The organism is Microcoleus sp. T2B6, assembly GCF_036700475.1.
Taxonomy (GTDB): domain Bacteria; phylum Cyanobacteriota; class Cyanobacteriia; order Cyanobacteriales; family Microcoleaceae; genus Microcoleus.
Genome location: NZ_JAUBOZ010000104.1, coordinates 1,059 through 27,275, shown reverse-complemented (window position 1 = coordinate 27,275; position 26,217 = coordinate 1,059). Strand labels below are relative to the sequence as shown.

The window sequence follows — 26,217 nt, the reverse complement described above, 5'->3', positions numbered from 1 at the left end:
CCCGCCCGTCCTTTTTGGACGGGCGGGACGCCCATCCCACTTTCAAGAGTGGAAGTTATTTAATTCTCATTCCTTACTGATTCAAGAATTGAGATAATTGGTGGTATAATGCGCGATCGCGGGCTTCTCTAACCTTAGAGAGAAGCAAGACCGATGCAGAAATACGTCCTAAGAGTTTTGCGATCGCCCCTAGCGTCAGGTAAGCTTCTTGTTAATTATTGCGCTTTGCTCAGGAGAAAAAATTTATGCCAGATATGTCCGGTCAAGACCCCTCGGAAATTAAAATGGCGACGGTTGATGAAGAAGAAAAAGGCGCAACGTTTAGCGGTACGGTCATCCTTGCTATCGATGTCGATGGTCCTGGGGAAGTCCTTTTCTTCAGAGACTTTTTGATTGAAGATTATAAAGGCGAACTTAGCGCTTATCTGGCAACAGATGGCAATATAACGAAAAGCATAGATTTAGGCGAAGTTAAGCATAAGAGCAGCAGCTTTAAGCTGCCAATTCCGCTGGGGACGGATACATCACCCTACAATACCGTCGTGCTGCGCGACGAAAAAAGCAAGAAAAAAGTTGTGACGATCAAGCTGTAAAATTTGCAATTTAGCTCGTAGTTCAGCCAAATTCGTTAGCGCAGCCCTCGAAGAGGATCGCCCTTTTTTTCCTGACGTGCGATCGCTCTTAAATTAAGGTGCGTCACTTTCGATCGAACAGTCGAGTTGTAAAGTGATGCACCCTAATTTTTAAAATGGAATCGGATCGTAATCGGGATTTTCCGGTTCGTTAGACGAACCCGACTGGCGATCGGACTCAGAATTTGAAGACTGATGCGAGTTCCAATCCGAACTAGACGTGCGGTTAGCGCCGCCTGGAGCGCTGTTAGAACTGCGCTTGTGCGAGCCTAAAGGTACTACATTGCTCGGCACATTAGCCGGGGCGCTGTCGCGAATTTGAGCCGGTTCCGGGGCGGTTCTAGCTGGGGGAGCCGCACTCATGGCATCGGCGCCGACACTGTAAATCCTTTGAGCTGTCAGTTCAGCGCGCTTTTCTTTAATACCATCTCTTTCGATCGTATTCATGCTCAGCCGTCCCTCAATAATCACGCGATCGCCCTCGTGATATTTCTCGTGAATTTCTTGAGCAAAATTTCCCCATCCTATCACTTTCAAATGTTCGGGTGGATCTTCGGGTTTTGGGCCGGGAAACTGCACCAACATCTCAGCGATTTGAAGTTGATTGTCAGGAGTATAACGTAGTTGCGGTTGTTGAATTATTTCCGCCATCAAAATGCAGCTATTCATCTGTTGTTATCTGTGCGTAATTGGGCATTGGGAATTGGGCATCGGGAATTGGGCATCGGGAATTGGGAATTGACCAAACAGGGAATTCGGGATTGGGAATTGGGCATGAACTTTCAAGTAAAAAGGTAAAACTTAAAATAACGCATTTTATTTTTTTACTTTTGCATTACCAATTCCCCATTGCCAATGCCCAATGCCCTGTTTGGCCAATGCCCAATTCCCGATTAAGCTGTTCGGCATTTAAAGGACTTGCGTAAGGTGCGTCAGCATCTAAGGTTTTCCGTTTCAGCGTAAGGGTTCGCGAATGACGCACCCTACTAGCCTCGTTACTGGTTTAAATGCTCCACAGCTTACACGTTACCAAATTTATCTTGGAGAACCGCCGCCTCGGCTTGACTGACAAAATCGTGAACGAGGGCGCGGTACTCCTTCAACGTTTCAGATACCCAATCTCGATCCTCACTGTTGGCGAAGATATGAACGGTTGGTTCACTAGCATCGGGTAAAACTAATACCCAATTGTCGTCGCTGTAGTTAAAAATCTTCACTCCATCTAATAATTCTAAACGATCGGGCGAATGAGTTTCTACTAAATGTCGCATCAGCGAACCCTTGATAGTCCAAGGACAGCGGACGCTGTAACTGCGGTGGGTGATGCGGGGAAGTTCCGCCTTGATCTGTCCGAGCGATCGCTCCTGAATCGTCATCATTTCTATCACTTTAGCAATGCAGAACATTCCGTCAAATCCGGGATGCAACTGCGGGAAAATAAAACCCATAAGGCCGCTGCCGCCCAAAACCACATTCGGGTTCCTGTTAGCAGCTTCCATCAAAGCAGTTGGGTTCGCCTTCGTGCGGATTACCTTGCTTTGATAGCGTCGGGCGATCGCCTCCACCGCAGAAGACGCATGAACCGGCACTACTACTGTACCTTTGGGATGAGAAGTCAGCATCAAATTTACCATCAACGCCGTCAGCATTTCGCCGCGAATCGCTATCCCAGACTCATCTACCAAAATGAGCTGTTCGCCGTTAGCCGATACCTGCACTCCAAAATTAGCGCTGAGTGCTTTCACCACCCGGCCAAGTTGGTCGAGCAAATATTCCCGTTCCCCGTTGCTTAGAGAAGTCTGCTTGAGACTGGCATTGAGAACCACCGCATCGCAGCCGAACTTGGCGAGCATTTGGGGCAGAATTGCTCCAGAAACCGCGTAAACGTAATCGATTACCACCTTAGAATTGCTGTAGCGTATCGCCTCAACATTCATCTGCCGCTCAAAAATGCGGTTGTAAACATCAAGAGCTTGGTTAAAGTACGTCATCTCTCCAATTTCGGGAATTAGAGCCCGCCGCAAATCTTCCTTAAAATAAGCCCCCTCGATTTTTTTCTCAGCTCCTTTAGTAATATTGATGCCTTTGATATCGAAGAATTCAATTAAAATGTGGTCGGAGCGATCGGGCGAAATGCGAACGTGAATGCCGCCGGCAATTGATATCGTAGACGAAACCGTGCGCGCGATCGGAATTGCCGTCGATTCCAAATTGATCACATTAATTCCCACCGACATCAAACCCGCAATCAAAGACCTCGAAACCATCCGCGAAATGCTCCGCTGGTCACGAGAAACCGATACCGCAGTCCCGGGTTTCAAAGTCGAGCCATAAGCCGCGCCCAATTTTACTGCAAATTCCGGGGTAACATCCACATTTGCCAGTCCTTGAACGCCACGCTGACCGAACAAATTCCGCTTAGCTTGTTCTCCCCAAATTAAATTTTGATTTAACAGAGCGCCGGATTCAATATTTTTGCTCGGCCAGACGCGCACGCTTGGCCCCACTTGTGCTTCTTCTCCCACGATCGACATTGAACCGACGACAGCACCTTCTAGGACGTGAGCGCGCCTGTCTACGCGCGTACTCCGGCAAATCACGCAGGCCCTCAGATGAGCGTCTTCGCCGACAATTGCTCCGTTCCAGACGATGGGACGTTTGAGGTTGGCATCGGCCCCGACTGTCACGTTATCTCCGATCACAGTACCTGCATCGAGTTTAACTCGGGCTCCAATTCGGCAATTGTTGCCGATCATGACCGGTACTTCGACGATCGCGCTATCGTCAATAAAAGTATTCTGACCTACCCAAAGTCCCGATCGAACTTCGTTGTAGTAGCTCAAATCCAGTTTGACCTTTCCCCGCAGCGCGTCGTACTGAGCTTCCCGGTAAACATCTAGCTGGCCGACATCGCACCAGTAACCCTCGGCGATGTACCCGTACATCGGCTCGTTTTTTTCCAGTAGCAGGGGAAACAAGTCTTTGGAGAAGTCGCACTCCTGATGTGTCGGCAGGTAATCCAAGACTTCGGGTTCTAAAATATAAATGCCGGTATTGATAGTATCGGAGAAAATTTCGCTGCTAGAAGGCTTTTCCAGAAAGCGACTGATGCGGTAATTTTCCTCGGTAATCACGACCCCGAATTCCATCGGGTTGGGAACGCGAGTTAAAATTAACGTGGCTTTGGATTGCTGGCTGCGGTGAAATTTGATCGCTGCGGTTAAGTCGAAGTCTGTGATGCTGTCGCCGCTGATGACCAGAAAAGTGCGATCGAGCAATTCAGCAATATTTTTGACGCAACCAGCCGTACCCAGCGGTTGGTCTTCCTCCACAGCGTAAGTCATTTGAACGCCAAACTCTGCCCCGTCAGTAAAATATTCGCGCATGACATCGGGAAGGTAGTGCAGCGTCGCAATAATTTCCGTAATCTGATGCCTTTTTAGCAAATTAATAATGTGTTCTGCGATCGGGCGATTCAGAATCGGCACCATCGGTTTGGGCAAATCGCACGTCAGGGGTCTGAGCCTCGTTCCCGATCCCCCAGCCATCAGCACTGCACGCATAAAATCCTCCTTGCTTAAAAAGCTCTCTACCGCTATTGTCCGCTAGAAAAAGTTTGCCTGCTGTAATTCGTCGGCCGCGAGCTATCAGTTCTTAGTTAATTATCTTCGAGTAGTGACACGTCTGTGAAATCCCGTTGGGCTTGGCCGTCCCCCAACAGCAACCGATTTCAACCGAATTAGAACTTGCGGCATCGCACCAATCCCCCGGTCGAGCTCGGATTTGTAGGGGATGTTGGGTAATATCAGTTAAAAAACAGAATGCAACTGTAGGCCCGTACTCGAAACCCTTATCTCATCAGTCATTCCCAATTCTTTAATTCTTCAATTCTTCAATTCTTCAATTCTTCAATGGTATAAGCCCTCAGAATCATCGGCTTTTGGCAGAAGTCCCTTCTGGCTTGCTCAGTGAAAGCTATTTCGGGGGTGTTATTTTTAAGTTTGTCGCCAGCGGGGATTTTGAAGTCTCTTTGTGAAGGTGGAATTATTACGGGGATCGGTGCGCTTTGGCGTCTGATAAATGATAGATTAAGGGTAGCGCTTTGACTAGCTGACCCAAAATCCTATCCATTGCTTAGGGGTTTTTTAAATGAGTACGTTAATTAGCTTGGCATTGCTGATCGCTTACGGCGGCGGTATTTGGAAATTTTGGAATGGGTTCAATCGCACTAACTTCGACAGAAGTTTTACAAATCGCCTGAAGCTCTCGCTGCTCTGGCCAGCGTTAATTTTTAATAAGCCTTACCGCCAAAACTTTACAAAAGCTCTCAAAGCTTCTAAAAGGTAATTCAAGAATGTCTAAAAAGTCCGATCGCCCAGTAGCGGGTCAGGAGCAGACTTGGTTTGCTAAAGGAAAATCAGATAGCTGGCAAGTCTTACTGTCGCAAGTCGCTTCTCGATTCGATCGCGAATACCGAGGAGAAGCTTTCGCCTTACCAGAAGAAGTCGAAGCAATGCCGATTTTCCTAGAATCGGTTGCAGGAACTCTCCAAGCAAAAACAGTTTCTCCCTTCTGGAAAATTGCCAAACCTCAAAAAAATCAGCGCTGTTTAGACATTGGCTGCGGAGTCAGCTTTCTCATCTACCCTTGGCGGGATTGGGAAGCATATTTTTACGGTCAAGAAATCAGCAGCGCAGCGCGAGACGCCTTAAACGCTCGCGGCCCTCAGCTCAATTCTAAGCTGTTCAAAGGCGTAGAATGGGCCCCCGCTCACCAGTTAAATTACGAAGAGGCTCAGTTCGATTTATGCCTCGCTACAGGCTTTAGCTGTTACTATCCCCTAGACTATTGGAGTATTGTCATGGGAGAAGTAAAGCGGGTTCTAAAACCGGGTGGTCATTTTGTTTTTGATGTCCTCAACCCCAACGCTCCTTTAGCAGAAGATTGGGCAATTTTGGAAACTTATCGAGCCGGCGAAGTATTTTTAGAGACAATAGAAGATTGGGAAAAAATGATTAAAGCTGCTGGCGCTAAGGTAGTAAAAAAGCAAAGTGGCGACTTATTTCAAATGTATAAAGTTCAATACAATTGAGAGGTTAAGGGAATAGGTAATAAGCTTTGTAGTCAAAATTTCAATCGTCCAAAGCCGGGTTTGGCAAACGAAAAACAACTTGATTCTTAGTGGAGAAAGTAAGGTGCGTCAGCAAGTTGAAATTAGTTGGAGAAGCAACAAATATTCAAGCTGACGCACCCTACTAACTACTAACTCACAACAGTGAAGCAAGCATATTGGATATTACTGAGATCTTGCACCATTCTCAATTAGCCGTAGGGGCGGGTTCGCCAACAGCCTTAAAGCTTGCAAATAGGATCTATAAACCCGCCCGACCCCACGAAAAATCCTCTTATTGATATTGCTGCAAGATGTCAGATATTACCCATTCCCATAGCTGGTAAAAGTATAGTCATCTATTAAATGACATGGGAGGCCTTCGGCCCCTCCCCCTTCACTTTTACTTTGAGCGGATTGACCCGCATTGGCCCAGCTACGCAGCTCCCTATCCCATTGCTCAATGCTTTTGGGAGTGCTTTTGCCACGATCGTGTAATACCCATTCACGGAGCGCATTAATTAACAAACCATCTGCGGTTTTGTACAAACCTCTGTGGATGTGTTTGCCAATCGGCTAGCTGGATGAGTGATAGGTGTGGCTCGTAAATTCATGCCGCGTTGAAAGCGGTTGCTTGGGCAGTCCAAATCCTTCTGATCAGTCAGCATATACTACTCCTGACTATCTTTGACGAGAAACTTAATGAAGTTTTACAATACCGATTGCCAATTACCGATGCCCAATTAATTTTCGGTAGTGGCAGGAGATGGGGCAGCTTCCGGCGATGGTGACACTTCCGGGGCCGGAGATGGCGATACTTCCGGGGCCGGAGATGGTGACACTTCGGCGGCAGGAGATGGGGCAGCTTCCGGCGATGGTGACACTTCCGGGGCCGGAGATGGCGACACTTGGGGCTGCGGAGACACTTCGGCGGCTGGAGATGGCGCAGCTTCGGGCTGCGGGGACTCTTCGGCGGGTTGCGCTTGAGGAGAAGGCGACTGTTCCGCCGCTGGTTTCGGTTCAGGCGAGGGCGACGGTTGAGTCGCGGGCTTGGGTGCGGGCGGCGACGGTTGGGCCCCTGGCTGCGGTTTGGTGGAGGGGGCCGGCGGCTTCTCAAACTGCGGTTTCACTTCAGTAGGCGCTGGGGGGGAGGGCGGCTGACCTGGTGGTCTGGGCGCTGTCTGGGCGGGCGCAGGCTGCGACTGGCCTGGTGGGTTGGGCCTGGTTGGGGTGACAGGAATGCCACTACAAAGTTTTTCGTCGTACTTAAACTCGACAGCCAGTTGGTAAAGCTTGTGCGTGCTGGCAGCTTCAAATGTTAGAGAAGGGCTAATAATCGCAATTTTAGCCGCATTATCGAGAATACCGTAACCCGTGGGGACGATCGGCTGTGGCTCGGCCTTGAGCAAGCCTTGAGGGCTGACAACTGCTCCAAAAACTGCTCTTCCTTGGAGTTTTTGCGAACAAGCTGCTACGGGATAAGGGACAGGCACAGGAGTCGGGGCTGTCATTTCCAAGTCAGGATAAGCCTTTTGGAATCTGTCAAACAAAGCACGATAGTTAGTTACAAACGCAGTTTGCTGTGCCCCTGTGTCGGTGGATGAGTTTGAACCCGGTTGGCCGGACTGTCCTAGCTGTCGCTGTCCCTCTTCAAATTGTTGTCTCCTGATTCTTTCTTCGGGAGTTTCTGCGATGAGATTCCTTTTATTGGGATCTTTTTGAGTCAATTTTGGTACTCCATCGGGTCCCACATTCCTGCCAATTGGGAATTCCGGGGTAAAGACTGGAGCTCCGTCTGGAAATAGTGGGAGTCCGCCTCTACTGGCTATGATCTTTTTGAGCGCCTCTGCTTCATCTTCCGAGCCGCCGCCGGGAAGCTGGGGCGGTTCTGGCAGCGAGGGTGGTTGCGGGATATTGGGATCGAAATTACCAGGTAAGGGCGGGAAAAGAAAACCGCTGGGAGGTACGGGTGGGACGAAAGTGGGTATTGGCTGGGAGGGGGCTCTGACTGTTGGGGATGGAGTTTTGGGAGGTGGTGGGGCTGTTGGGGCCGTGAAGGGCGGGAGAGGGGAAGGAGGCAGAGGCGAAAAGAATCCAGGAGGGGGCATCCCCGGCGGCATGGCGGGCAAGTTGATGGTATCTGGTGCGGGGGGCAAGGGCGGGGCTAACTTTGGCCCTGGCCGAAGGGGAACTGGTGCGATCGAAAATGGCGTAAATCGCGTATTAGACGGTTTCGGTGGTATGGTTTGTGGCAGGCGGCCGGCTTCTGCGGGAGTTAGTTCTACTAAGCCGACAGAACCGGGGATATTTTTTGAGGAATTTCCACCATAAATTATGTTTGAGAGCGTCGGGGCGGTTGCTCCGAGGACTCCGTGAAGGCCCACAGAAGCTAGGGCTGCCCACCAAAAAGGCTGGCGCAGCGGTTCGGAAAGGGTGTTGGCTAGGGAGGAAGAGTCAGTCATTTAAATTTTAGATTTTAGATTTTAGATTTTAGATTGGGGGATTGGGAGATTGAGTGATTGGGGGATTGGTAATTTATATTGTTGTGGTTGTGATTGAGTGTAAATTCGTTTTAATGAGGAGATGTTGGGAATTCAAAGGTATAATTTTAGCACGATCGCCCTCGCAGTTGCCCGATCGACCTTGATGAAAATTCATGGGCCCGAAACTGAACCAAATTTATTAAACACGATCGACAAGTTCGATGGATCGGCGTTTCCAATTCGGTTACGCCATCAAAAAACTGATCGAGTGGCTGTCAGCCCAGCCCGCAGTCCCTCGGTAGCCCCGCCCCAAAATGAGTACAAGCCCCCGACACTAGCGTCAGGGTCGATTCTACAAATTGTAAATTAAAGTTCCTGCTCCCTGATTCACTGCGCTGCAAGTAAATCTAAAATCGTAAGGGCGATCGCACTCACGCCGAAGTCTCAAATCGAAAATCCAAAATCCCAAATCCAAAATCGATGGATTCACCAGCGATAGCGGTAATTTTTAAAAGGAGCTCCCTCGATGGTGAGCAAGTCGATGGGATAAATTGGAGCGCCGCTTGCCATATATTGAAACATTTCCCGAACTTCCTCTCCCCGCAACGACAACTGGTCTAATTCCTTGAGAGAATACCAGCCAGCGCACAAAGTATGCTCATCCGGCTTGCTCTTGGGCGGCGTCTTATCTTCTGGACGAGCAACAAAAATGACTCGGAGGCGCACATTGCCCCTAGGCATCACTGTGTGTTCTACCCGGAGAATTCCCTCAACGATGATGGAAATGCCCGCTTCCTCAAAGGTATTACGCATAGCAGCTTCGAGCAAAGTCTCCCCTTTTTCCACTCGCCCTGCTGGCAGATACCACTGCTGCTCGTACTTGCGCTCTTGTACCAGTAGAAAACGGTCTTCTAAGTGAACGACAACTAGGGTAAAATACCATGTTTGAATCGGCTCGCGAGCCATAGAAGTAGATATTCCCTAAGCAAAAGGTTTAACGAGTGGCAGATGTTAGCAATCCAAAGGATGCTTCGGCAAGTGTCTTTGAACTTGAAAAACAGATCGTAGCACTCCGGCCGCAAAATCTAAAATCTAAAATCTAAAATCTAAAATTGACGATGCCATTACCAACCGTGATTTTACCAGGATATTTTGCTGCTGCTTCCGACTATCGCGAATTAGAAAAGTCTCTGGTCGATCGAGGTTTCCCAACAGTAACAGTGCCTCTGGGCAAGGGAGATTGGTTGCCGACTTTTGGCGGGCGGTCGATGGTGCCAATTTTGCGACAGCTCGATCGCACGGTCAAACAAATGTTACAGCAATACGGCGTTCCGCAGATCAATCTCGTCGGTCATTCCGCCGGCGGCTGGATTTCTCGCATCTATTTGGGCGAAAAGCCTTACACGATTCACGGCGACGTGCTTGAGGATGCGGGTTTGTGGGAAGCTCACCCTTATGTGAATACTTTAATCACTTTAGGCACGCCGCACGTCTCTCAAGAGCGCTGGACGCGCAAAAATCTAGATTTTGTGAAAATTCACTATCCGGGGGCTTTTCACCCGCAGGTGCGCTACGTGTGCGCTGCTGGGAAGGCTGTTTTTGGCAAGCGCGGTTTTGGGACTTGGCTGGCTTATAAAAGTTACGAATTGACTGTGGGGAAGGGCGAAACTTGGGGAGATGGAATTACGCCGGTGGAAGCTGCTGTTTTGGATGGGGCAGAAAATCTGGTGTTGGAGGGGGTTTGGCATTCGCCTCGTTCTCCGGGGAAGTGGTACGGTTCGCCGGAGGTTTTGCCGGCTTGGATTGAATATTTGCGTTAGAAATGAACCGCGAAGACGCGAAGGACGCGAAGGAAGAAGCAGAAGGTTTAAGGGGCGGATTTAGTTAAAATTTGATATTAAGCTGTTCTACATCTAAATTGCATTTTTTGTGCGGGCGAGACGCCCACCCCACAAGAACTTTATCAAATTTTGACTGTGTAGTTTAAATGCAGAACAGCTTAGGAGCGAGTTTAATGCGACAAAACTCGCTCCCGTGATGCTATGTTTACTTGAATTTTTATGGCTAACTGAATAGATTAAAAAAATATTTTATGTGGCATCATCGGTAAGATTCAGAAGTCACGGCGAACCACACAATCAAATTATACGTTGGCTGGGGTGGAATTGGGCGAAAATGCTACTGTGCGCTTGGACGCAGATAACGAATTTCAGCCTGATGCTTTGTTGAGAATTGATGCGGGAGGTCGATCGCAAATTAGGGATGATGATTATGTGCGATCGCACTCCGTAGAATCATCGCAGTGTTTGGTATTTGGTGTGAGGGGCGAGCGTTTTTTTTTCACTCAAGCATCGCTTTCCGTCTAATCCTCGCATTATCATAGTAGAAATAGAATAAGATTGTGAAAGGTCAACAAATGGCACAAATTACCACGACTGAATTACCTCAAACCCTCCAGACTCTACTTATAGAGGTCGAACGTACCAAAACCCCTCTAACCGTCATCCATGAAGGAAAAGCATTAGTGATTATTTATCCTGCGACCACCCAAGCTCAACGCCCCACCTTTGGTGCAATGAAAGGAAGCGGTGAAATATTAGGAGATTTAATTGCTCCTGTCGCTGAACTGTGGGAAGTTTTGGAATGAAACTTTTACTTGATACCCGCATTTAGCTAGCGATCGCACTAGACTTTTGCTTGAACAAGCATATCCTCTACCTGCCTAATTTGCTTCCAATCAATTACTGCAACCCAAAGACTTTCCTCTTCTGAATATTGCACTACGCCATCGACTTCTAACTCTTCGTCATACAATGCTAGCAATTGACCATCTTCCAACTTAATATTTTGGCGACTCAAATCTTCAATCGTACCAACGCAATTTAGGCGAAGGCGACCTTGTTCATCCGCATTATGAAAATCTACAAAGATTCTGGGATATTTCATATTTTTAGTTTACTTAGGATGATTGTTGTGATGGATTAGGAATCGTGGGTGTCAGCAGCAGACTTACTTGTTCTGGTATTAAACCAGTTAATGTTGCATGATTTGGGCTCCGGCCAGAAGTACGGATGACATCTCCATCGGACGATCGAACCTCACCCACTGTGGTCACACCAACTTGTCCATGAGGGATTGTCTCTGCTAACTCTGCTACAGATAATCCTACTGCACATTCTACAGAAATTCCCGTGATACCGCTGGGGTGAGTTGCCGTGCTGCGTTTAATATCTTCGCTTGCGATTACGACCGCCACGAACTACTAAGGGCTCGTGTGGAATACTTTCCACAAGTGTAGGCTGTTTGATTTAAGTACGCGCTATACTTTAGCAGAAATCTTTGTCCATAGGGCGATCGATCTTTTGTTTAACTCAAGCATCGCACTCTGTACAATCATCGCACTGTTTAGTATTTGCTGTGAAGGGCGATCGCACTCTCTTGGACAAACCTTACGAGAGGGATCTCGCACGCGAGGTTTGATTTGGTGAGTCAACAATTTGAACTGCACTCACACATCTCAATTAATGCCACTATAATTATAATTGTTTGTCATCAGGGCTTTATGTCAGCAAAGGATAAATTTCATGATGTTGTGAAGATTGCGTTGCAAAAGGACGGTTGGCAGATTACAGATGACCCACTTTCCATCAGTGTGGGTGGAGTTGATATGTTAATCGATCTGGGGGCGGAACGTCTGCTGGCAGCCCAACGGCAGGGCGAGAAAATTGCTGTATAAATCAAGAGCTTTTTGAATACTTCACCGATAACAGATTTTCATTTAGCGGTTGGACAATTTATCAACTACCGTATAGCACTCAAGTTTAAAGACCCCCAACGTCAGCTATTTTTGGCAATTCCTTTGACGGCGTATAACGATTTCTTCAAGCGAGAATTTACAACCGCTGTTGTGGAAGATTACCAGTTAAAATTATTGGTTTATGACGTAGAAGAAGAGGTAATAGTTTTATGGAAAAAATAGAAAAGTATCGGGATTGTATCAAACAAATTCTCACGAAATATGCTGCCTACAAGCCTTCTTATGGAGAAGTGGATGTGCAAGTTGTTTTTGACACAGAACACAATCATTATCAAGTTGTTCGAGTGGGTTGGGATAACAAACAGCGAGTTTACGGTTGTCCTATACATCTCGATATTAAGGATGACAAAATCTGGATTCAGCAGAATGGAACAGAAATCGATTTAGGGCAAGAGCTGGTTAATATAGGTGTGCCGAAGTCGGACATTGTGGTTGGGTTTCATCCACCTTATATGCGTCAGTTCACAGAATTTGCAGTGAGTTAAAACTAACGTTGATGCTTTTGGTTGCAGACATCGATCGCTCTTGATGCGTGATGGGGCGATCGCTCATCAGAAAAAACAAAGGGCGATCGCCCTTTCATTTTAGGCGATATCTCATCAGAAACAAGAAAGGGCGATCGCATATTGCTTAAACAATTCATTTTTCTCTTGGGTAAAGCTCAAAAGCTAACTCGTGACGAAAAAAACAGACATTAAACTCCGAGAAAAAGTTGAGGTGTCCAAGGATTACAGGTGCATCTGTCGAACGAGTCCAAGCGAATGCCAGCAAGAGCGACGAAAACTGAGCAACTGTAGCCGAAAGCACCAATCCCCGCGCCTCACTGTGAGCCAAATTCCCACTCAATTGAATAGGAACGGTTTGCTGTTCCCATGTTGCCCCTAGTTGTAGACCAATCTGATAAGGCAAAACGTTGACACTTGCACCCGTATCCAACAATGCCATCACTTCTACGGAGTTGCTGCCGTTGGAGAGAGTGATTGGCAAATATGGCATGATACTCGATCGCCCTAGGCTATCAATTCGCTCTATAAATGGAAATCGCTGACTATTAAGCATGAGCTGATTCTTGGGCGGCAAGTAGAAGTTCTGATAATGCTTGAACTGATTCTCGATCGGCCTGTGGAGACCATACAACTGCACTCGTTGATGCTAGTTGATTCAGAAGTACATTTTCTGAATTAGTATCTTCAGCCGGTTCTAGGCTGCATCCTTGTTCCTTGGCAACTGCAAGTAGGAGAAAGTGAATGAGTCGCAGTTTATCTTGATGAGATAATTGATCGACGGTGGGTAAAAGCTCGCTGAGTGGCATATCGCTTGTTTAAGATTACATACATTTATTTTAGCCTTTAAACTCGTGTTTTAATGGCGATCGGCCTTTTTTTGCTCGGACGATTCCTTATTGGATAGCTACGCTTCACGCCGGGAGTGCAACCATAGCCCTTTGAAATGGTGAAAATGGCTCAGAGTGTGAGTGGAAAAAGAGGTTGAGTAACACGAGGGTTAATAGAATATGCTTGGTGGGCGATCGCACTAAGTTATGCTGCGACTACTTCGACAGACCTGAGCATTATATCCATTCAACCTTTGATGCCAAATCTATCATAAAGCATCTTTCTTAACCTATTGCTACCGCGTTTCACGAAGTCATCTTCAGATTCCTGCTCCAAAGGTTCACCAATTTGATTGCTGAAGTCAGATAAAAAAGATTCATTCTGAATTAAGCTCGACACCTCTTCTGAGAATTTTTGCTTTTCATTATTGGAAAATGAGAATGGCGTCAACATAAGGAAAGTTCCTGCTGTTAAAGCCCTTTGAAGGGATGGAAGAGTTAAATCAGATTCTGGCAGTGATTGAGTAGGTGATTGCTGAATCTCATCCATAAATTGCTTAAAATTACTCATCACTGATTGAGTAGGTGATTGCTCAATCTCATCCATAAGTTCCTTAAAATTACTCATCACTTATTCTCACTTGGTATGCCGATTTTTCCACGAACCATAAAAAGAACGAAGCAGCTTTTCAAATGACTTGACAACTTCCTCTATAATTTTACCTTTCGTTTTATCATCCAACCGATTCCATAGTCTGAAAAACCAATTAAATAGTTCAGATAGCCAACCAAACATCCGTATACTCCAAAGCTACGAAACAGAACCTATAACCCAACGCTGTAATATTTGCTGCATATACATAGCCAAGCTTACCTTCTCAATTGCTCGCAGTTTTCTGCTATTTGCTGCGAGGTGCGAGGAAATACTAAAGCCAGACTAAACGCTGATGAAGGTTGGGTTGCAACAGGAAACCCAACCTACTAATTCAAACTGAACTAACTATCTTTACCCTTTACCTCCAAACAGTTTATATATTCCGTATCCAACAGCAGCCGCCGCAGCAACAGGTGCAGCAGCAACTATGGCAGTACCAGCAATTGCGCCTCCCCCGACAACGCCACCGATACCCGCAAGGGTGCCCATAATTGCAGCACCAGAGGCACCGCCAGCTACCGTTACAGCACCAGCACCAACTAGACCAGCAGCAGCCCCAATGTTTGTAGCTGTTCTTGCCGCTGCACGAGCATCATTCTCTTCCTCAGACAAGTTCGATTGCTCTTTGAACAAAGTTTCATTCATTATTTTTGCCCCCAGATAAGCAGGGCCTGCTGCTAATACCGCAGGAGCCGCCGCCATACCACCACCAACCACACCACCTGCTGCTGCTAAACCCGAAGTAATTCCTGCTCCTGAAGTTGCTGCAACAGTCAACCCTGTTGCAGCACTGGCAGCCGCACCTACCGCAGCACCAGTTTCTGCAACCGCTTTGACTGTTTTGACTGTATTTCCATTAATTCCCATAGTTTTTTCTACAACATTTTCTACAACTTCTTCACCTGCTTTGCTGGCAAAATCTTCCCAATTCATAAATCACTTTATCCTTTTAATACTTGTTCCATTATCCTTAATAAATTCAAGGTTTGTCTAGCCCAAAAAAGTTCTATTTTGCCGCCAATTCTCCCTCGCTTTTACTTTTACTTTAATCTAGGTTTGTACAACAATGTACGAAAATGTACGAAAATGTTGGCAGTTGTGAGCTACAATACACAAAACTCTCGCATCTCCCTGCCAGATGAATCTTAAAGAAATGTTAAATGTCGCCGATCGCATAGTTTTCGAGAAAACAGGTCAGCACCTTGACGATTTACAGGAAGCGGTACTGCGGGGAACTTTACAACGCGAGACATACAAAGAAATAGCAAAAGATTTTAACTGTTCTGAAAGTCGCATCAGGGAAATCGGATCGGAATTATGGCAGATACTTTCAGAAGAGTTTGGGGAAAAAGTCAGTAAATCGAATTTTCGCTCCACAATGGAGAGGTTGCAAAACTCTAATGTCGTAAACTTTGCACAAGATGTTGTAGTGAGCAGTATTTTCAACATTTGCGGACAAGCTAGACACCCACCAGAAGTACCAAACTCACAGCCACCAAATCAGGAAACAGCTAACCCAAAACAAACCAAAACTCTACATCAAGATTTAAGCGAAATGCCGGAGTTGGGTGATTTCTTCGATCGCACGCCCGAACTCCAAACCCTCACCACCTGGATTCTACAACAACACTGCCGCCTCATCACCCTCACCGGCATCAGCGGTATCGGCAAAACATCCCTAGCAGTACAACTCGTACAACAAATTAAAGACGAGTTTGAGTACGCAGTTTGGTACACACTAGACGAATTCCCCACCCTAGAAAAATTTAAATCTAACCTAATACAGCTTTTTTCCCATTCCGAAAAACAAGATTCATCCCCAACAAACCAGAAACCCTTACCGCTGATTAAGTATTTACAAAACCATCGCTGTTTAATAGTCTTAGATGACGTTCACCACCTTTTCTGTAGCGGCGAATTTGCAGGAAAATATAAACCAGAATCCCAAGAATATCGCACCTTATTCAAACAAATAGAAAAATTATCCCATCAAAGCTGCTGTATGTTAATCGGTTGGGAACAACCGAGAGAAGTGACTCAAGTTAAAAGCCAAAATACTTCTATTCGCACCTTACAACTCCAAGGTTTAGACATCGCCGCCGGACGGGAAATACTCAGAGATTATGGGTTAGAAGAAAGCGACAACAGTGAAGCACTCATTCATCGCTACCAAGGCAACCCCCTATGGTTAAAAAGCGTGGCGAATCTGATTCAAGACTTGGGAGGAGGCGTGACAGAGTTATTACCAAATGATACGATATTGTTGCCGGAAGATTTGAAAGATGTTTTACAGCAACAGTTCGATCGCCTATCCGAACTAGAAAAACAAGTAATCTCCTTGTTAGCGAAAGAAAGCCAGCCCATCAACCGGGCAAAATTGCTAGAAAATGACAGAATTCCGGCTTCAGATTTGCTAAATGCCTTGCAATCTCTATCGCGGCGCTCCTGGATAGAACAACAAGCAAATTTTTACACTCTGCCGCCAGTAATCAGGGAATATATCAAAGGGTTATAACCCAATACGCTTGGGTTAAAACTATTTATTCCGGGCGAGATCCCCTAAATCCCCCTGATTGTTGGGGGACGCAAGAGTAATTTCTTGTCCCACCCCCTAAGCTGTGGAGCATTTAAACCAGTAACGAGGCTAGTAGGGTGCGTCAGAAGCGAACCCTTACGCTGAAACGGAAAACCTTAGATGCTGACGCACCTTACGCAAGTCCTTTAAATGCCGAACAGCTTACTCCCCTTCGTAGGGGCGGTGTCAAGAGTGCCCGCCCTAGGCTAGGGGGGATCGAGCTTAACTGAACCGTATTGGGTTATAACTGGCATCTTGCAGCAATATCAATAAGAGGATTTTTCGTGGGGTCGGGCGGGTTTATAGAACCTATTTGCAAGCTTTAAGGCTGTTGGCGAACCCGCCCCTACGGCTAATTGAGAATGGTGCAACATCTCAGTTATAACCAACGATATGCTTCAGGCTCAACAGTCAAAGCCGATCGCGAAATTCTTCAAAACAAGCTTCAATTTCCCCCCATGATGGATAATTTCCATAGCAGAGTCTACCGCACTGCTGTTCGTATTCTCTAGCAATAGTTTGACGCAGTTCTCCTGTTGGGAAGAGAGCCGAACTGTTGGAAAAATTCATCGCTGACGGCGGCTGATAATCTGGGAAGTGTTCGCGGCTAATGCGATCGCAATCCTCTTTAATCTGGCTGTATTCATCAGTTTGGAACATTTGGCGCACTTCGGAATTTTGAGCTAAACAAAACAGGTCGTAGTAATGTCTGGCGTAGATTCCAATTGATTGCCCATCCTGCTGAATCTTCACTACTTTAGAGTGAATTGCAAACAGTTTCTCAACAAAGGTACGCCGAAAGTCCAGCAATAGCATAGAGAAAGGCAATTCATCTTCAGTATCAAGACTCTGCCCAATTTCACGCAGAAATTCAGCCACATAGGAAGACAGTTGTACAGTCTGCGTAGGATAAGTGCCGCTGCGAGTTCCCATTTCTAAGAATACACGATTGGCGATCGCCTGATTGCCCGAAAATTGCTGAGTGTAGCTGAAATAGCTATTGCGAAAAACCCCCCGCTTCCGCTTGGACGAATCAGGTTCTAGCGTCAAAGCAGGATGCTCTCCCACAGCACTTTCGATTGCTGCTAATTCTTTGTCAATTCTGTTTGCACCAAGGGGAGGAACGAATGCCTGTTTGTTCAAAAACAGATCGATATCCTCCGAGAATCGTTCTATCACTTTCCACCCCTTCGAGAGGCTGGTTCCGCCTTTAAAAATGACTTGAGTACGCCACTGATTCGCCACAATTCGCAGCGCCGAGGTGACATAGTAATCTTTCTCGATGAATTGTTCGGTGAGTCCAAAGCGATCGAAATGTTCCCTAGCTGCGATGACAGCATCGCGGAAATCAGGATGTTCAAACATTTTCACTCGGCTTGCCACTCCTTGGCATAACTCAGATTGCTGAATTTACCAAAATCAAACCGAGAGACTGGATTTAGGCTTTTTCGGAGTTTTTCTAGCTCTTTAACACTCTTTCTGAGTTCCTGTCCGATCGCACCCAGCATAGCTCGTACTCGCGGCGGTTCCGCATCTGCAACTGCAAGCAAACGTTCAAAGCGAGATCCTTCTCGAAAATAGTCTAGCAACCTTTGCTTAGTCTCCGTCAGAGACAACTCGCTCAACTTACCCCTAGACCTTAAAAAATCAAGCATTGCTGCATCAGTTGCTTCTAAGCGATTCCAAGTTTCAGGTCTGCGAGTGTGGAGTCGGGCGCGAGAACCAATTATAGTGCGGGGGACACTGTTCGCTGAGGTAGCAAATTCACCTTGAATTGCGTTTTGAGTGGTAAACCCCAATAAATTAGCCGCACTCAGTCCAGCCGGATGCAAGTTCTGTTTTGTCAGCAGTTTTTGGATATCGCTTGGAGAGGGACGACTGCGACCAAATCGAGTCGGGCGCGATCGATAGTATAGTCCTTTGCTGACTCGCTCCAAAATTCCGTTTTCCGCCATTCGGGAAAGTGCTTTGCTGACCGCAGTTGACGGCAGGTTAGAAAAGTCAGAGTGCCGCCAATAGCCTTCTCCCCGTTCCTCAATCTGTCTGCGAATTAACTCTGCTGTGTTGACTTGACTCCTTTTCATCTCTTGAATCCCAGGTCAGGCTTTTAATCCCATTATTCTCACCACTTTCTAAATTGTCAAGTTTTTGTGGGAAAAAACTTGACAAATAACCTGGATCATCTGCTGCGTTATAGTACCATAGAACATTTCAAAGCTTGAGTTGTCAAAGCAAGCGTATGGGGAGGGCGATCGCCCGTGCAGTGTAATTGATACAACCGTTGCTTGCATTCCCCGCGCTTCACCCAAATTACGAGGAGTGACAATGGGCGATCGGGTAAATGGGGCGATCGGTTCGATAGAATGATCGGTAGTCGCAATTCCATTGTTTGCCATGACGCTAAAAGAATTAGAGCCTCAACTGCTGGCACTCTCTGACGACGAAAAAGCTCAAGTCGTTCAACTCCTATCTCAAGGTAAAATTACTCCTTGGCGCGGTATTGAAAAAACGCCTGATGTTTGTGGCGGGAGTGCGTGCATAGCTGGAACTCGCATCACCGTTTGGGGACTTGTAGAAGCTCGTCGCATTGGCTACAGCGAAGCTGATTTACTCACAAGCTATCTATCGCTATCTGCGACTGATATTGCTAACGCTTGGGCATACGCCGAAGCTTTCTCCGATGAAATTGAAACAGAAATTCGGGAAAACGATGAAGTGATGGACGAGGATTTGTAGCAGATGGCACGTCTCTATGCCGATGAGCAATACCCCTATCCTGTTGTAGAATTACTGAGAGCTTTAGGACATGATGTTTTGACTGTCCAAGAAGCAGGCAGAGCGAATCAGAAAATTCCTGACCCGGATGTTTTAGCTTTTGCTACTAGCGAAAAACGTGCCGTCATTACCGAAAACCGTAAAGATTTCTTTCGGCTGCATCGGATACAGCCCCTTCATGCTGGCATTATCGCCTGTACGAACGATCGCAATTGGGAAGCGCTGGCTAACCGAATCAACGCGGCTATTACAGCAGAAGAATCTTTGCAAGGTAAACTAATTCGTGTTGTGCGCCCTTCCCCTTAACTTATAGTAATTCTCAACACTCATGCAACAGTAGCTGTAGGGTGCGGCGCTCTCAAAAATCCTCAATCATAGCGACAATCTCCCAGCGACGCACCGGTGCATACAGTCTTTCAGGAAACAAAGCCAACACTCATCATTGTTGCTTTCTGGAGGCGAGAATTGGTATTAAACGGTAGTGATGCCTTGCCCTAAATGCTTCAAGACTTGAAAAGCCGATCGCAATTCACTTCGCACACTATAAATCGAAAATGCCCGCGATAACCCGTATTTGGGTGTAGGTTGAACCCTGAGTTTCACAAACAACACATCATCGCCATTGGTCAACATACCAAATCTCGGTTTATCCAAATCAGGATTTGCCATCATGTATGCTAATGCTTGGGGTAATGCCGATCGCGTCGCAATCGTAGTCTTCTTACACTCCAAAACCATTACCCAAAGCTGCCAAGGCAAAATCAAAATATCAATTCGTCCGCGCAGGGTTTCTTCCCCATCATCGATCGCAATTTCGATAGCAGCTTCAGCCTTCATCCTGAAAGGTGGATCTTAGAATCCCGCCAGTTCTAACAAAGGTGATGCCACCAGCAAAGTCACTGCCCCTTCTAACAATTCTCCATCGGCCCTATGATATAGCAATCTGCGTCGTAGCGTATCCAAAGCAGTCTGTTCAGAATCGCTGAGACTTGGCAATTGGGTTTGCCACTCGGTAAAAAAAGCCTCATCCTCAGTTCGGCTCAAATTCAACCTTGATTCAGCCTCAGCCAGGCTTTTAATGGCTTCTGTAACTGCAATAACCTTTGCCATTCGTTCACCTTTGATTCAAACCGTTGAATTTCCAAGGAAAATTAGCTTCATTGTAATCAAAAATAGGGATACTGCGATCGCCGCAGCAGAATCTTTGCAAATAGGACTTACACAATGATAGTAAATATGGTGTCTTCAGCGTCACGATCAGACAGTTTCTCCCAATAAAATTTTCAAAGAAGTTTGTCTTCAAGTTTTGCGCGAAGCTTTTCAGCTCCAGAAAGCGTTGACCTTCGTTGCATTTCAGCTTCATACATCTCATGCGCTTTTTGCATCAGAGATTCATCAGTAGCCTTCGGAAATTGCTGTTTGAGTGTGTGAGTAATCTTGCGAAACAAATCACTATTCATAAATTACATCCTCAACTGTTGCTTACTTAATATTAACCTGAGTTCGATATAAGTTGCAATTCACTTTTCCCCGCAATGGGATTTAAACTCTCTTCTTGCTCTGATAATACAATATACTCAGGGCAAGAAAAAGTCATTCTAAAAGGATGGGGTTTTCAACCCAATTTTTGATAAAGTTCCAAAAACAAAAACCGGGCAACTTCAAAGCTACCCGGCAATCCTAACTTTAGACCTCAGACAAATCTAAAATCTAAAACCTAAAATTCTTAAACAGCCACAGTCTTCTTAGCAGAAGAGCTCAATTCGCCCTTAGCATACTTAGCTGCAAAATCATCCAAAGACACTTGCTTAATCTTTGTACCGTGACCGGCGCAACCGAAAGAATTATAGCGATCGCTACAAACCTTCTGCATATACTTGATCGACGGCTTCAAGAAGTGGCGGGGGTCAAACTCATCGGGCTTCGCAAACAAAGCTTCGCGTACCGCAGCGGTAATCGCCAAACGGTTGTCAGTATCGATATTGATCTTGCGAACGCCGCACTTGATGCCCTTTTGGATTTCTTCCACAGGTACGCCGTAGGTTTCGCGGATTTTGCCGCCGTTGCTGTTGATGATTTCCAGCAATTCTTGGGGCACAGAAGATGAACCGTGCATTACCAAGTGAGTATTCGGCAAGCGGCGGTGAATTTCTTCAATCCGGCTGATTGCCAAAATTTCGCCAGTCGGCTTGCGAGTGAACTTGTAAGCGCCGTGAGAAGTGCCGATCGCGACTGCTAGAGCATCAACGCCGGTTTGCTCAACGAAATCCACAGCTTGTTCAGGATCTGTCAGCAACTGATCGTGAGAAAGCGCACCTTCAAAGCCGTGGCCGTCTTCTGCTTCGCCCATTCCTGTTTCCAGAGAACCCAAGCAACCCAGTTCGCCTTCAACGCTAACGCCGATCGAATGAGCAACATTCACCACATCGCGAGTAACTTGAACGTTGTACTCGTAGCTAGCGGGAGTCTTAGCATCCGCTTCCAGAGAACCGTCCATCATGACGCTGGTGAAACCTTGGCGCATGGCAGAATAGCAAGTGCCGGGGGCATTGCCGTGGTCTTGGTGCATGGAAATGGGAATGTGAGGATAGGTTTCAACTGCTGCCAAAATCAAGTGGCGCAGGAAATTTTCGCCAGCGTAGGAGCGAGCGCCGCGAGAAGCTTGCAGAATCACAGGGCTGTTGGTTTCGTCAGCAGCGCGCATGATCGCTTGGATTTGCTCCATGTTGTTGACGTTGTAAGCCGGTAGGCCGTAACCATTTTCAGCCGCGTGGTCGAGCAGCAATCGCATAGGTACAAGCGCCATAGATATTCCTCCTAATTATTTGTGATTTTTGGGCAGTGAATTTTGGACAAGCTCAATTCTTACGATAATCTTAAGACAATTTGCCACCGATCGCGCACTATCTTTCCAGATTTACTAAAAAGTTCAACAAACAAAATTTTGAGTTCCAAGCATTCCACTCAAAACTCAAAATTTTTAACTCACAAATTTTTATGGGTCGCCCGGGATTTGAACCCGAGACCAATCGGTTAAAAGCCGAATGCTCTACCGCTGAGCTAGCGACCCGCGAAAACATTGTTACCGCACACAATTTCTAATAGTAGCACCCCTCATTTGAAATAGCAAGTGTTTTGTTAAATAAAATTTGCAGTCATGCGAACCAGCATCTCGCAAGTCGCTCCCGGCTGCAAATAAATCAAGTGTTCGCCAGTGTTGAGGGCATTTCGAGGAGCAGTCCAAGGTTCCAAACAGTAAAAATCCTTGCCCTTCACCATCCAGAAAACCAACTTCCCATAGCTGGAGTTGTAACTGACGGTGAGCCGCAAGCCGGTCGCCGCGTCAGTGACAGTAGCAGCAAGACCAGTGAGCTCGTCAAAGGAAACATCAATTTCATCCAGCGTCGGGTCAAAAACCCCAGTGAAGTAACCCTTTTGGTGGGTGTTGTGATCTCTGTACTGCATCCCCGGAATCTCAAAGCGGAGCTTAGATTTGTCCGGCGCCAAAAAGTAGGGATGCAAACCACTAGAAAACGGCATGGGTTCGGCAGACAGATTGGTGTATCGCTGAAAAATTTCCAAAGAATTGCCTTTAATCTGATATGTGAAGGCTAGTTGGAAATCAAAGGGATAAACAGCCAGCGTCTTGTCGCTGCTGTCGAGAATCAGGGTAAGGGCGGCGCAACCCTCGGTAACTTGTTCGCCTATTGTCCAAGGCAAGTCTCGAGCAAAGCCGTGCTGTTTGAGCTTACGCTCCACTCCCTTGTGGGTGTAAGTATTATCGGGGAGATTGCTGCAGATGGGAAACAGGATGGGAATCCCGCCACGTACAGTTAGATCGGGATTGGCGAACCGTTCCGCGTCCAAATAGAAGATTTCTTTGCCTTCAACCAGCCAGCTAGTGGCAATACCGCCCCGTTCCGGCACAACTTCTAGAGTAGAGTTAGCGGTTTCGTCGGAGAGGATATAGGTTTTGTACTGCTTTTGCTTGAGCGCGATCGCAAACACATTTGTCATTGGTAGTAGGTCATTGATCATTGGTTGTCAGTAAATCGATCGTTAATAATTGGTCGCTAGTATGTTGATGTTCACCCATTACCGCCCCTATCCTCCCCGGCATCCTCGCTCCGGCCGCCACCGGCTAACCAATGCTCCTAGCTATAGGGGGCAGGGCGATCCGCTGCTTGGAGCGGTTGCTGCTGGTAGCTGGAACGATCGCTGAGGTCGGCTGCCCTTTGAGTGCGACTTCAAAAGATACTGGCCGACTGGGGGGAAGATAGCTTTGGGGACTCGGCACTGCTCCTTGACTGGGAGATGGGGGCGAAATAAACGGCTCTTTGATGAATGGCTCTTTTGTAAACGGATCTGGTTCCCGGCTGGGATTTTGAGGTTGAGTGGGGTAGATGCGCGGGGGCAAATTTTGATTCGGAGGTGGGTTTGATTCAATTGCAGGCCCCGTCCCGTTCGGGAAAAATGAGGAGTTGTCCGGCTGTTGGGGCGCAGCCGGCAAAGCCGGCAAAATCAAAGTAGGTTTGGGTTGTCCGGGGCCTTGCTGATTGCGTTCACCGGAGGCTCCCCCGGAACCTCGCCCGGGCTGGTATGTACCGCTCTTGGCTGCTCCTGGCAAGGGAGAATTTGGAGTTTTTGATGCCGATCCTGGCTGGACTAGGGAATCGAGAACTACAGAAGATGGCATCGGTCGATCGAAAATACTAGAAATTTGCTCGACGCGTTTGAGGATGCGATCTGCTGCTGCTCCCTTCACCACCTTCGGCTGAAACTTTTTCACCTCCACAGGCAGAAACTCTACCTTCATATTCCTGTCTTTGAGCGATACTTTCAGGACTGCGGTATCGTAATCCCTGCGAGCATTCGGGCCGAATATAAAATTACCCAGCGAGTAAACTATCGGGCGGCCCTTGTAAATTTCTGCACCTTGCAGTACCTGGGGATGGTGTCCCACTACCAAATCAGCTCCTTGGTCGATCGTGAACCGAGCCAAATCAATCTGCCAGTCCCCCGGATAATCTGCCAATTCGACTCCCCAGTGGTAATTAACAATAATCCAGTCTACCTGACCCCTAAGAGCTCGAATATCCTCGGCCACGCGATTGTTGCGGCGGGGATTAGTGCCCGCTTTCCCTTGGTCGGCGACGTTAAGCTCGGCATCGTAATAACCGAGGTAGGCAATCCGCTGACCCTTAACTTCAATAATATCTGGACGCCTCGCTTCTTTAATATCTCTGCCGGCTCCCAGGTGTTGAATCCCACTATTATCTAGAGTATTCATAGTCTCCACCAGCCCCGGTTCCTCGTAATCCATAGCGCGGCTATTTGCCAGATTGACAATATCCACTCCTCCGGCTGTTAATACTTTCACCGATTCTGGATCGGCTTTAAAATTTAATTGTTTTTTGCCAGAGCCCAATGTAGAGCGAGTCAGGGAGTTTTCTAGGTTAACCATCGCCACATCTGCTTGCCGGTACTCGTCCATATTGGCGAAAGCCCATTGGTGATCGTTGGCAGCAGATGCTCCGAGCGCATCCGATAGATTCACATTTCCTCCGAACATCAGCGTTACTGTTGGGTCGTAAGGATTAGCAACTTGCTTTTGCTGTACTACTGGTACTACTTCTAAGGCTGCTTGCACCGTATCCGCACGTTTTGGAGGCGGCCCCGAAATTACAGCAGCTTGCTGGTAGCCGGATACGGGAGATACTGACTGCAGGGTCAGAGCTTCGTGGTAGCTGACCCAACACCCTAAAATAAATGAGGCAAGTGCCGATCCCACTAGCAGCAGAGAACGATACGTTTTAAATTTAACCCAATCGACGACCGGTAGGGAACGGTAACGCCGCCGCTGGCGGTTTGCCGGAGTCACAATTCGCACTGACTGTTTCCAGAGAATGTCTGCATCCCCAGCCAAGCGCGCGTGAATTCGCACTCCTTCTACTGCTGGCGAGTTGAGTCTCCAGAGTTGGTGGCAAATAAATTTGACTAAGCCTTCCCGGAGAGTGCTCCCCAGTAATGTAGTATCTGGCGCAAATTCGCGCTGGAATTCTACGATGATTTGGACGCAGCCGGCCTGAGCCTGTTCGACGCGGGCATAAATCCCTTCGGGGCGCAGCAAGCTGTCAATCCAGTAATTCAGGGCTTGAAAGTTGCCCGATCGCGCTAGTTCCAAGATAGACGGCTGCGACCAATTTTCTGCGTACACCATCAATTAGCCTCCTTAATACGCACGAGCGATGACTCCAATTTGTTTTGAACGGAACCGCAATTCTTTTAGCTTAACCGCCACAGGTTCCGCTGCCCGTTTTGAAGCTAGTTGTTGGCCGCCACCATTTTCTACATTTAGGGGCTGCCTGCTGTCAGTGATTTTTATCACACTCCAGTCAATCGATTTTAGATTTTAGATTTTAGATTTTAGATTGAGTTCAGAGGGGGTACTGGGGGGTACAAATAACCTCCCAACAAGAGGTTTCTGGGGGAATTGAGACATAAGAGAGCGAGATATCTGAGGCAGAGTCTGTTTTTATTGTCGCTGTTTGAGTGTCGCTTTAGAGCTTTCGCTTTGAGATTTGAGATTTGAGATTGAGCCTTGACGGCGTTAGGGGGCGATCGAACAATCGATTTTAGATTTTAGATTTTAGATTTTAGATTGAGTTGACACAGGGTACTCGGAACCAGAACAAAAGTCGAAACACTCTTGTTTCTGGGGGAGTTGAGGTAGAAAAGAGCGAGATTTCTGAGGCAGAGCCTGTTTTTATTGTCGCTGTTTGAGTGTCGCTTTAGAGCTTTCGCTTTGAGATTTGAGATTTGAGATTGAGCCTTGAC

Annotated in this window: 32 protein-coding genes, 1 tRNA gene and 1 pseudogene; 11 read left to right on the top strand and 23 right to left on the bottom strand. The window is 47.1% G+C overall.

The genetic code is table 11. The features are described from left to right. Positions 1-245: 245 nt before the first annotated feature. Positions 246-593: a hypothetical protein gene (locus QUA00_RS30075; protein ID WP_333262928.1), complete on the top strand. Its 348-nt coding sequence runs from the start codon at positions 246-248 to the stop codon at positions 591-593. A gap of 150 nt (positions 594-743) precedes the next feature. Here QUA00_RS30075 and QUA00_RS30070 read toward each other — a convergent pair whose 3' ends face one another. The 3 genes from QUA00_RS30070 to QUA00_RS30060 form a co-directional block, all read right to left on the bottom strand. Continuing rightward, entirely contained in the window at positions 744-1,301 is a 558-nt protein-coding gene (locus QUA00_RS30070) for a single-stranded DNA-binding protein (RefSeq protein ID WP_333412135.1), read from the bottom strand. Positions 1,302-1,467: 166 nt separating this feature from the next. Further along, a complete protein-coding gene (locus QUA00_RS30065; RefSeq protein ID WP_333412134.1) occupies positions 1,468-1,614 on the bottom strand; it encodes a hypothetical protein in 147 nt (48 codons plus the stop codon). Between the two features lie 37 nt (positions 1,615-1,651). Beyond that, entirely contained in the window at positions 1,652-4,195 is a 2,544-nt protein-coding gene (locus QUA00_RS30060) for a mannose-1-phosphate guanyltransferase (protein ID WP_333412133.1), read from the bottom strand. 586 nt (positions 4,196-4,781) lie between these two features. Here QUA00_RS30060 and QUA00_RS30055 point away from each other — a divergent pair. Both QUA00_RS30055 and QUA00_RS30050 read left to right on the top strand, forming a co-directional pair. Beyond that, positions 4,782-4,979 carry a hypothetical protein gene (locus QUA00_RS30055; RefSeq protein WP_333143062.1) on the top strand — a complete coding sequence of 66 codons (198 nt, stop codon included), beginning with the start codon at positions 4,782-4,784 and terminating at the stop codon, positions 4,977-4,979. A gap of 7 nt (positions 4,980-4,986) precedes the next feature. Further along, positions 4,987-5,724: a class I SAM-dependent methyltransferase gene (locus tag QUA00_RS30050; protein WP_333412132.1), complete on the top strand. Its 738-nt coding sequence runs from the start codon at positions 4,987-4,989 to the stop codon at positions 5,722-5,724. Between the two features lie 761 nt (positions 5,725-6,485). On the opposite strand, the gene QUA00_RS30045 is transcribed toward QUA00_RS30050, so the two are convergent. Next, the gene (locus tag QUA00_RS30045) at positions 6,486-8,204 is read right to left on the bottom strand and encodes a hypothetical protein (RefSeq protein ID WP_333412131.1); all 1,719 of its coding nucleotides are present in this window, start codon (positions 8,202-8,204) and stop codon (positions 6,486-6,488) included. A 507-nt stretch (positions 8,205-8,711) separates the two neighbouring features. Further along, positions 8,712-9,191, bottom strand: coding sequence for an NUDIX domain-containing protein (locus tag QUA00_RS30040; protein ID WP_333143065.1), 480 nt, complete (start codon positions 9,189-9,191; stop codon positions 8,712-8,714). A 152-nt stretch (positions 9,192-9,343) separates the two neighbouring features. Between QUA00_RS30040 and QUA00_RS30035 the strand changes: the two genes are divergently transcribed. From QUA00_RS30035 to QUA00_RS30025, 3 genes are all read left to right on the top strand, one after another. After that, positions 9,344-10,045 (top strand): alpha/beta fold hydrolase, encoded by a 702-nt coding sequence (locus QUA00_RS30035; protein ID WP_333203674.1) that lies wholly within the window; start codon positions 9,344-9,346, stop codon positions 10,043-10,045. Positions 10,046-10,375: 330 nt separating this feature from the next. Next, a complete protein-coding gene (locus QUA00_RS30030) occupies positions 10,376-10,591 on the top strand; it encodes a hypothetical protein (protein ID WP_333287015.1) in 216 nt (71 codons plus the stop codon). A 35-nt stretch (positions 10,592-10,626) separates the two neighbouring features. Beyond that, positions 10,627-10,872, top strand: coding sequence for a type II toxin-antitoxin system Phd/YefM family antitoxin (locus tag QUA00_RS30025; protein WP_333412130.1), 246 nt, complete (start codon positions 10,627-10,629; stop codon positions 10,870-10,872). 38 nt (positions 10,873-10,910) lie between these two features. Here the strand turns inward: QUA00_RS30025 and QUA00_RS30020 are convergent, their stop codons facing one another. Together QUA00_RS30020 and QUA00_RS30015 are read right to left on the bottom strand one after the other, a co-directional pair. Continuing rightward, a complete protein-coding gene (locus QUA00_RS30020; protein ID WP_333143069.1) occupies positions 10,911-11,171 on the bottom strand; it encodes a hypothetical protein in 261 nt (86 codons plus the stop codon). Between the two features lie 13 nt (positions 11,172-11,184). Next, positions 11,185-11,481: a flavoredoxin gene (locus QUA00_RS30015; RefSeq protein WP_333412129.1), complete on the bottom strand. Its 297-nt coding sequence runs from the start codon at positions 11,479-11,481 to the stop codon at positions 11,185-11,187. A gap of 306 nt (positions 11,482-11,787) precedes the next feature. Here QUA00_RS30015 and QUA00_RS30010 point away from each other — a divergent pair. Both QUA00_RS30010 and QUA00_RS30005 read left to right on the top strand, forming a co-directional pair. Further along, positions 11,788-12,204, top strand: a pseudogene (locus tag QUA00_RS30010) (XisH family protein). Beyond that, positions 12,192-12,527: a XisI protein gene (locus QUA00_RS30005; protein WP_333287022.1), complete on the top strand. Its 336-nt coding sequence runs from the start codon at positions 12,192-12,194 to the stop codon at positions 12,525-12,527. The pseudogene QUA00_RS30010 and the gene QUA00_RS30005 overlap by 13 nt, the downstream one beginning before the upstream one ends. Before the next feature lie 2 nt (positions 12,528-12,529). On the opposite strand, the gene QUA00_RS30000 is transcribed toward QUA00_RS30005, so the two are convergent. From QUA00_RS30000 to QUA00_RS29980, 5 genes are all read right to left on the bottom strand, one after another. Next, positions 12,530-12,685, bottom strand: a complete 156-nt coding sequence (locus tag QUA00_RS30000; RefSeq protein WP_333287024.1) for a hypothetical protein — start codon at positions 12,683-12,685, stop codon at positions 12,530-12,532. After that, on the bottom strand, positions 12,682-13,101 hold the full coding sequence (locus QUA00_RS29995) for a hypothetical protein (RefSeq protein ID WP_333143073.1): 420 nt from the start codon (positions 13,099-13,101) through the stop codon (positions 12,682-12,684). The genes QUA00_RS30000 and QUA00_RS29995 overlap by 4 nt, the downstream gene beginning before the upstream one ends. Continuing rightward, entirely contained in the window at positions 13,094-13,354 is a 261-nt protein-coding gene (locus QUA00_RS29990) for a hypothetical protein (protein WP_333412128.1), read from the bottom strand. Before QUA00_RS29990 ends, QUA00_RS29995 begins: the two co-directional genes overlap by 8 nt. A gap of 268 nt (positions 13,355-13,622) precedes the next feature. Further along, positions 13,623-14,003 carry a hypothetical protein gene (locus QUA00_RS29985; RefSeq protein ID WP_333412127.1) on the bottom strand — a complete coding sequence of 127 codons (381 nt, stop codon included), beginning with the start codon at positions 14,001-14,003 and terminating at the stop codon, positions 13,623-13,625. Positions 14,004-14,381: 378 nt separating this feature from the next. Beyond that, a complete protein-coding gene (locus tag QUA00_RS29980; RefSeq protein WP_333333545.1) occupies positions 14,382-14,963 on the bottom strand; it encodes an RNA polymerase subunit sigma-24 in 582 nt (193 codons plus the stop codon). A 205-nt stretch (positions 14,964-15,168) separates the two neighbouring features. On the opposite strand from QUA00_RS29980, the gene QUA00_RS29975 reads away from it, so the two are divergent. Beyond that, positions 15,169-16,545, top strand: a complete 1,377-nt coding sequence (locus QUA00_RS29975) for an ATP-binding protein (RefSeq protein ID WP_333412126.1) — start codon at positions 15,169-15,171, stop codon at positions 16,543-16,545. Positions 16,546-17,016: 471 nt separating this feature from the next. On the opposite strand, the gene QUA00_RS29970 is transcribed toward QUA00_RS29975, so the two are convergent. From QUA00_RS29970 to QUA00_RS29960, 3 genes are read right to left on the bottom strand one after another with little or no spacing between them, the layout of a single operon-like run. Next, on the bottom strand, positions 17,017-17,970 hold the full coding sequence (locus tag QUA00_RS29970; RefSeq protein ID WP_333143078.1) for a nucleotidyl transferase AbiEii/AbiGii toxin family protein: 954 nt from the start codon (positions 17,968-17,970) through the stop codon (positions 17,017-17,019). A 2-nt stretch (positions 17,971-17,972) separates the two neighbouring features. Beyond that, positions 17,973-18,689 (bottom strand): DUF6088 family protein, encoded by a 717-nt coding sequence (locus QUA00_RS29965; protein WP_333412125.1) that lies wholly within the window; start codon positions 18,687-18,689, stop codon positions 17,973-17,975. 48 nt (positions 18,690-18,737) lie between these two features. After that, on the bottom strand, positions 18,738-19,001 hold the full coding sequence (locus QUA00_RS29960; protein WP_333412124.1) for a hypothetical protein: 264 nt from the start codon (positions 18,999-19,001) through the stop codon (positions 18,738-18,740). On the opposite strand from QUA00_RS29960, the gene QUA00_RS29955 reads away from it, so the two are divergent. Together QUA00_RS29955 and QUA00_RS29950 are read left to right on the top strand one after the other, a co-directional pair. Then, entirely contained in the window at positions 19,000-19,341 is a 342-nt protein-coding gene (locus tag QUA00_RS29955) for a DUF433 domain-containing protein (protein WP_333389591.1), read from the top strand. The two genes, QUA00_RS29960 and QUA00_RS29955, sit on opposite strands and share 2 nt — an antisense overlap. Before the next feature lie 3 nt (positions 19,342-19,344). Continuing rightward, a complete protein-coding gene (locus QUA00_RS29950; protein ID WP_333031540.1) occupies positions 19,345-19,686 on the top strand; it encodes a DUF5615 family PIN-like protein in 342 nt (113 codons plus the stop codon). Positions 19,687-19,851: 165 nt separating this feature from the next. On the opposite strand, the gene QUA00_RS29945 is transcribed toward QUA00_RS29950, so the two are convergent. The 8 genes from QUA00_RS29945 to QUA00_RS29910 all read right to left on the bottom strand — a co-directional run bounded on the left by QUA00_RS29945 (position 19,852) and on the right by QUA00_RS29910 (position 25,768). After that, positions 19,852-20,217 carry a type I restriction endonuclease gene (locus tag QUA00_RS29945; RefSeq protein WP_333412123.1) on the bottom strand — a complete coding sequence of 122 codons (366 nt, stop codon included), beginning with the start codon at positions 20,215-20,217 and terminating at the stop codon, positions 19,852-19,854. Between the two features lie 15 nt (positions 20,218-20,232). Continuing rightward, a complete protein-coding gene (locus tag QUA00_RS29940) occupies positions 20,233-20,490 on the bottom strand; it encodes a hypothetical protein (protein ID WP_333412122.1) in 258 nt (85 codons plus the stop codon). A 173-nt stretch (positions 20,491-20,663) separates the two neighbouring features. Next, positions 20,664-20,840: a hypothetical protein gene (locus QUA00_RS29935; RefSeq protein ID WP_333412121.1), complete on the bottom strand. Its 177-nt coding sequence runs from the start codon at positions 20,838-20,840 to the stop codon at positions 20,664-20,666. Positions 20,841-21,106: 266 nt separating this feature from the next. Continuing rightward, positions 21,107-22,186 (bottom strand): class II fructose-bisphosphate aldolase, encoded by a 1,080-nt coding sequence (gene fba / locus QUA00_RS29930; RefSeq protein ID WP_006633469.1) that lies wholly within the window; start codon positions 22,184-22,186, stop codon positions 21,107-21,109. Between the two features lie 192 nt (positions 22,187-22,378). Next, positions 22,379-22,450 (bottom strand) — tRNA-Lys (locus QUA00_RS29925). 68 nt (positions 22,451-22,518) lie between these two features. Next, positions 22,519-23,388 (bottom strand): aldose epimerase family protein, encoded by an 870-nt coding sequence (locus QUA00_RS29920; RefSeq protein ID WP_445305774.1) that lies wholly within the window; start codon positions 23,386-23,388, stop codon positions 22,519-22,521. 133 nt (positions 23,389-23,521) lie between these two features. Further along, the gene (locus QUA00_RS29915; protein ID WP_333143084.1) at positions 23,522-25,600 is read right to left on the bottom strand and encodes a CapA family protein; all 2,079 of its coding nucleotides are present in this window, start codon (positions 25,598-25,600) and stop codon (positions 23,522-23,524) included. Positions 25,601-25,612: 12 nt separating this feature from the next. Next, positions 25,613-25,768 (bottom strand): hypothetical protein, encoded by a 156-nt coding sequence (locus QUA00_RS29910; protein WP_158307982.1) that lies wholly within the window; start codon positions 25,766-25,768, stop codon positions 25,613-25,615. Positions 25,769-26,217: the final 449 nt, after the last annotated feature.

What these genes read in the sequence shown, in the direction of transcription:
- QUA00_RS30035 (WP_333203674.1), top strand. Translation starts at nt 9,344, where the DNA reads ATGCCATTACCAACCGTGATTTTACCAGGATATTTTGCTGCTGCTTCC.
- QUA00_RS30000 (WP_333287024.1), bottom strand. Translation starts at nt 12,685, where the DNA reads ATGAATTGTTTAAGCAATATGCGATCGCCCTTTCTTGTTTCTGATGAG.
- QUA00_RS30075 (WP_333262928.1), top strand. Translation starts at nt 246, where the DNA reads ATGCCAGATATGTCCGGTCAAGACCCCTCGGAAATTAAAATGGCGACG.
- QUA00_RS29965 (WP_333412125.1), bottom strand. Translation starts at nt 18,689, where the DNA reads ATGAAAAGGAGTCAAGTCAACACAGCAGAGTTAATTCGCAGACAGATT.
- QUA00_RS29975 (WP_333412126.1), top strand. Translation starts at nt 15,169, where the DNA reads ATGAATCTTAAAGAAATGTTAAATGTCGCCGATCGCATAGTTTTCGAG.
- QUA00_RS30070 (WP_333412135.1), bottom strand. Translation starts at nt 1,301, where the DNA reads ATGAATAGCTGCATTTTGATGGCGGAAATAATTCAACAACCGCAACTA.
- QUA00_RS29945 (WP_333412123.1), bottom strand. Translation starts at nt 20,217, where the DNA reads ATGAAGGCTGAAGCTGCTATCGAAATTGCGATCGATGATGGGGAAGAA.
- QUA00_RS29960 (WP_333412124.1), bottom strand. Translation starts at nt 19,001, where the DNA reads ATGGCAAACAATGGAATTGCGACTACCGATCATTCTATCGAACCGATC.
- QUA00_RS29990 (WP_333412128.1), bottom strand. Translation starts at nt 13,354, where the DNA reads ATGCCACTCAGCGAGCTTTTACCCACCGTCGATCAATTATCTCATCAA.
- QUA00_RS30055 (WP_333143062.1), top strand. Translation starts at nt 4,782, where the DNA reads ATGAGTACGTTAATTAGCTTGGCATTGCTGATCGCTTACGGCGGCGGT.
- QUA00_RS30020 (WP_333143069.1), bottom strand. Translation starts at nt 11,171, where the DNA reads ATGAAATATCCCAGAATCTTTGTAGATTTTCATAATGCGGATGAACAA.
- QUA00_RS29980 (WP_333333545.1), bottom strand. Translation starts at nt 14,963, where the DNA reads ATGAATTGGGAAGATTTTGCCAGCAAAGCAGGTGAAGAAGTTGTAGAA.
- QUA00_RS29950 (WP_333031540.1), top strand. Translation starts at nt 19,345, where the DNA reads ATGGCACGTCTCTATGCCGATGAGCAATACCCCTATCCTGTTGTAGAA.
- fba (WP_006633469.1), bottom strand. Translation starts at nt 22,186, where the DNA reads ATGGCGCTTGTACCTATGCGATTGCTGCTCGACCACGCGGCTGAAAAT.
- QUA00_RS29970 (WP_333143078.1), bottom strand. Translation starts at nt 17,970, where the DNA reads ATGTTTGAACATCCTGATTTCCGCGATGCTGTCATCGCAGCTAGGGAA.
- QUA00_RS30060 (WP_333412133.1), bottom strand. Translation starts at nt 4,195, where the DNA reads ATGCGTGCAGTGCTGATGGCTGGGGGATCGGGAACGAGGCTCAGACCC.
- QUA00_RS29935 (WP_333412121.1), bottom strand. Translation starts at nt 20,840, where the DNA reads ATGAATAGTGATTTGTTTCGCAAGATTACTCACACACTCAAACAGCAA.
- QUA00_RS29955 (WP_333389591.1), top strand. Translation starts at nt 19,000, where the DNA reads ATGACGCTAAAAGAATTAGAGCCTCAACTGCTGGCACTCTCTGACGAC.
- QUA00_RS30045 (WP_333412131.1), bottom strand. Translation starts at nt 8,204, where the DNA reads ATGACTGACTCTTCCTCCCTAGCCAACACCCTTTCCGAACCGCTGCGC.
- QUA00_RS30050 (WP_333412132.1), top strand. Translation starts at nt 4,987, where the DNA reads ATGTCTAAAAAGTCCGATCGCCCAGTAGCGGGTCAGGAGCAGACTTGG.
- QUA00_RS30040 (WP_333143065.1), bottom strand. Translation starts at nt 9,191, where the DNA reads ATGGCTCGCGAGCCGATTCAAACATGGTATTTTACCCTAGTTGTCGTT.
- QUA00_RS29940 (WP_333412122.1), bottom strand. Translation starts at nt 20,490, where the DNA reads ATGGCAAAGGTTATTGCAGTTACAGAAGCCATTAAAAGCCTGGCTGAG.
- QUA00_RS29985 (WP_333412127.1), bottom strand. Translation starts at nt 14,003, where the DNA reads ATGAGTAATTTTAAGGAACTTATGGATGAGATTGAGCAATCACCTACT.
- QUA00_RS29995 (WP_333143073.1), bottom strand. Translation starts at nt 13,101, where the DNA reads ATGCTTAATAGTCAGCGATTTCCATTTATAGAGCGAATTGATAGCCTA.
- QUA00_RS30005 (WP_333287022.1), top strand. Translation starts at nt 12,192, where the DNA reads ATGGAAAAAATAGAAAAGTATCGGGATTGTATCAAACAAATTCTCACG.
- QUA00_RS29915 (WP_333143084.1), bottom strand. Translation starts at nt 25,600, where the DNA reads ATGGTGTACGCAGAAAATTGGTCGCAGCCGTCTATCTTGGAACTAGCG.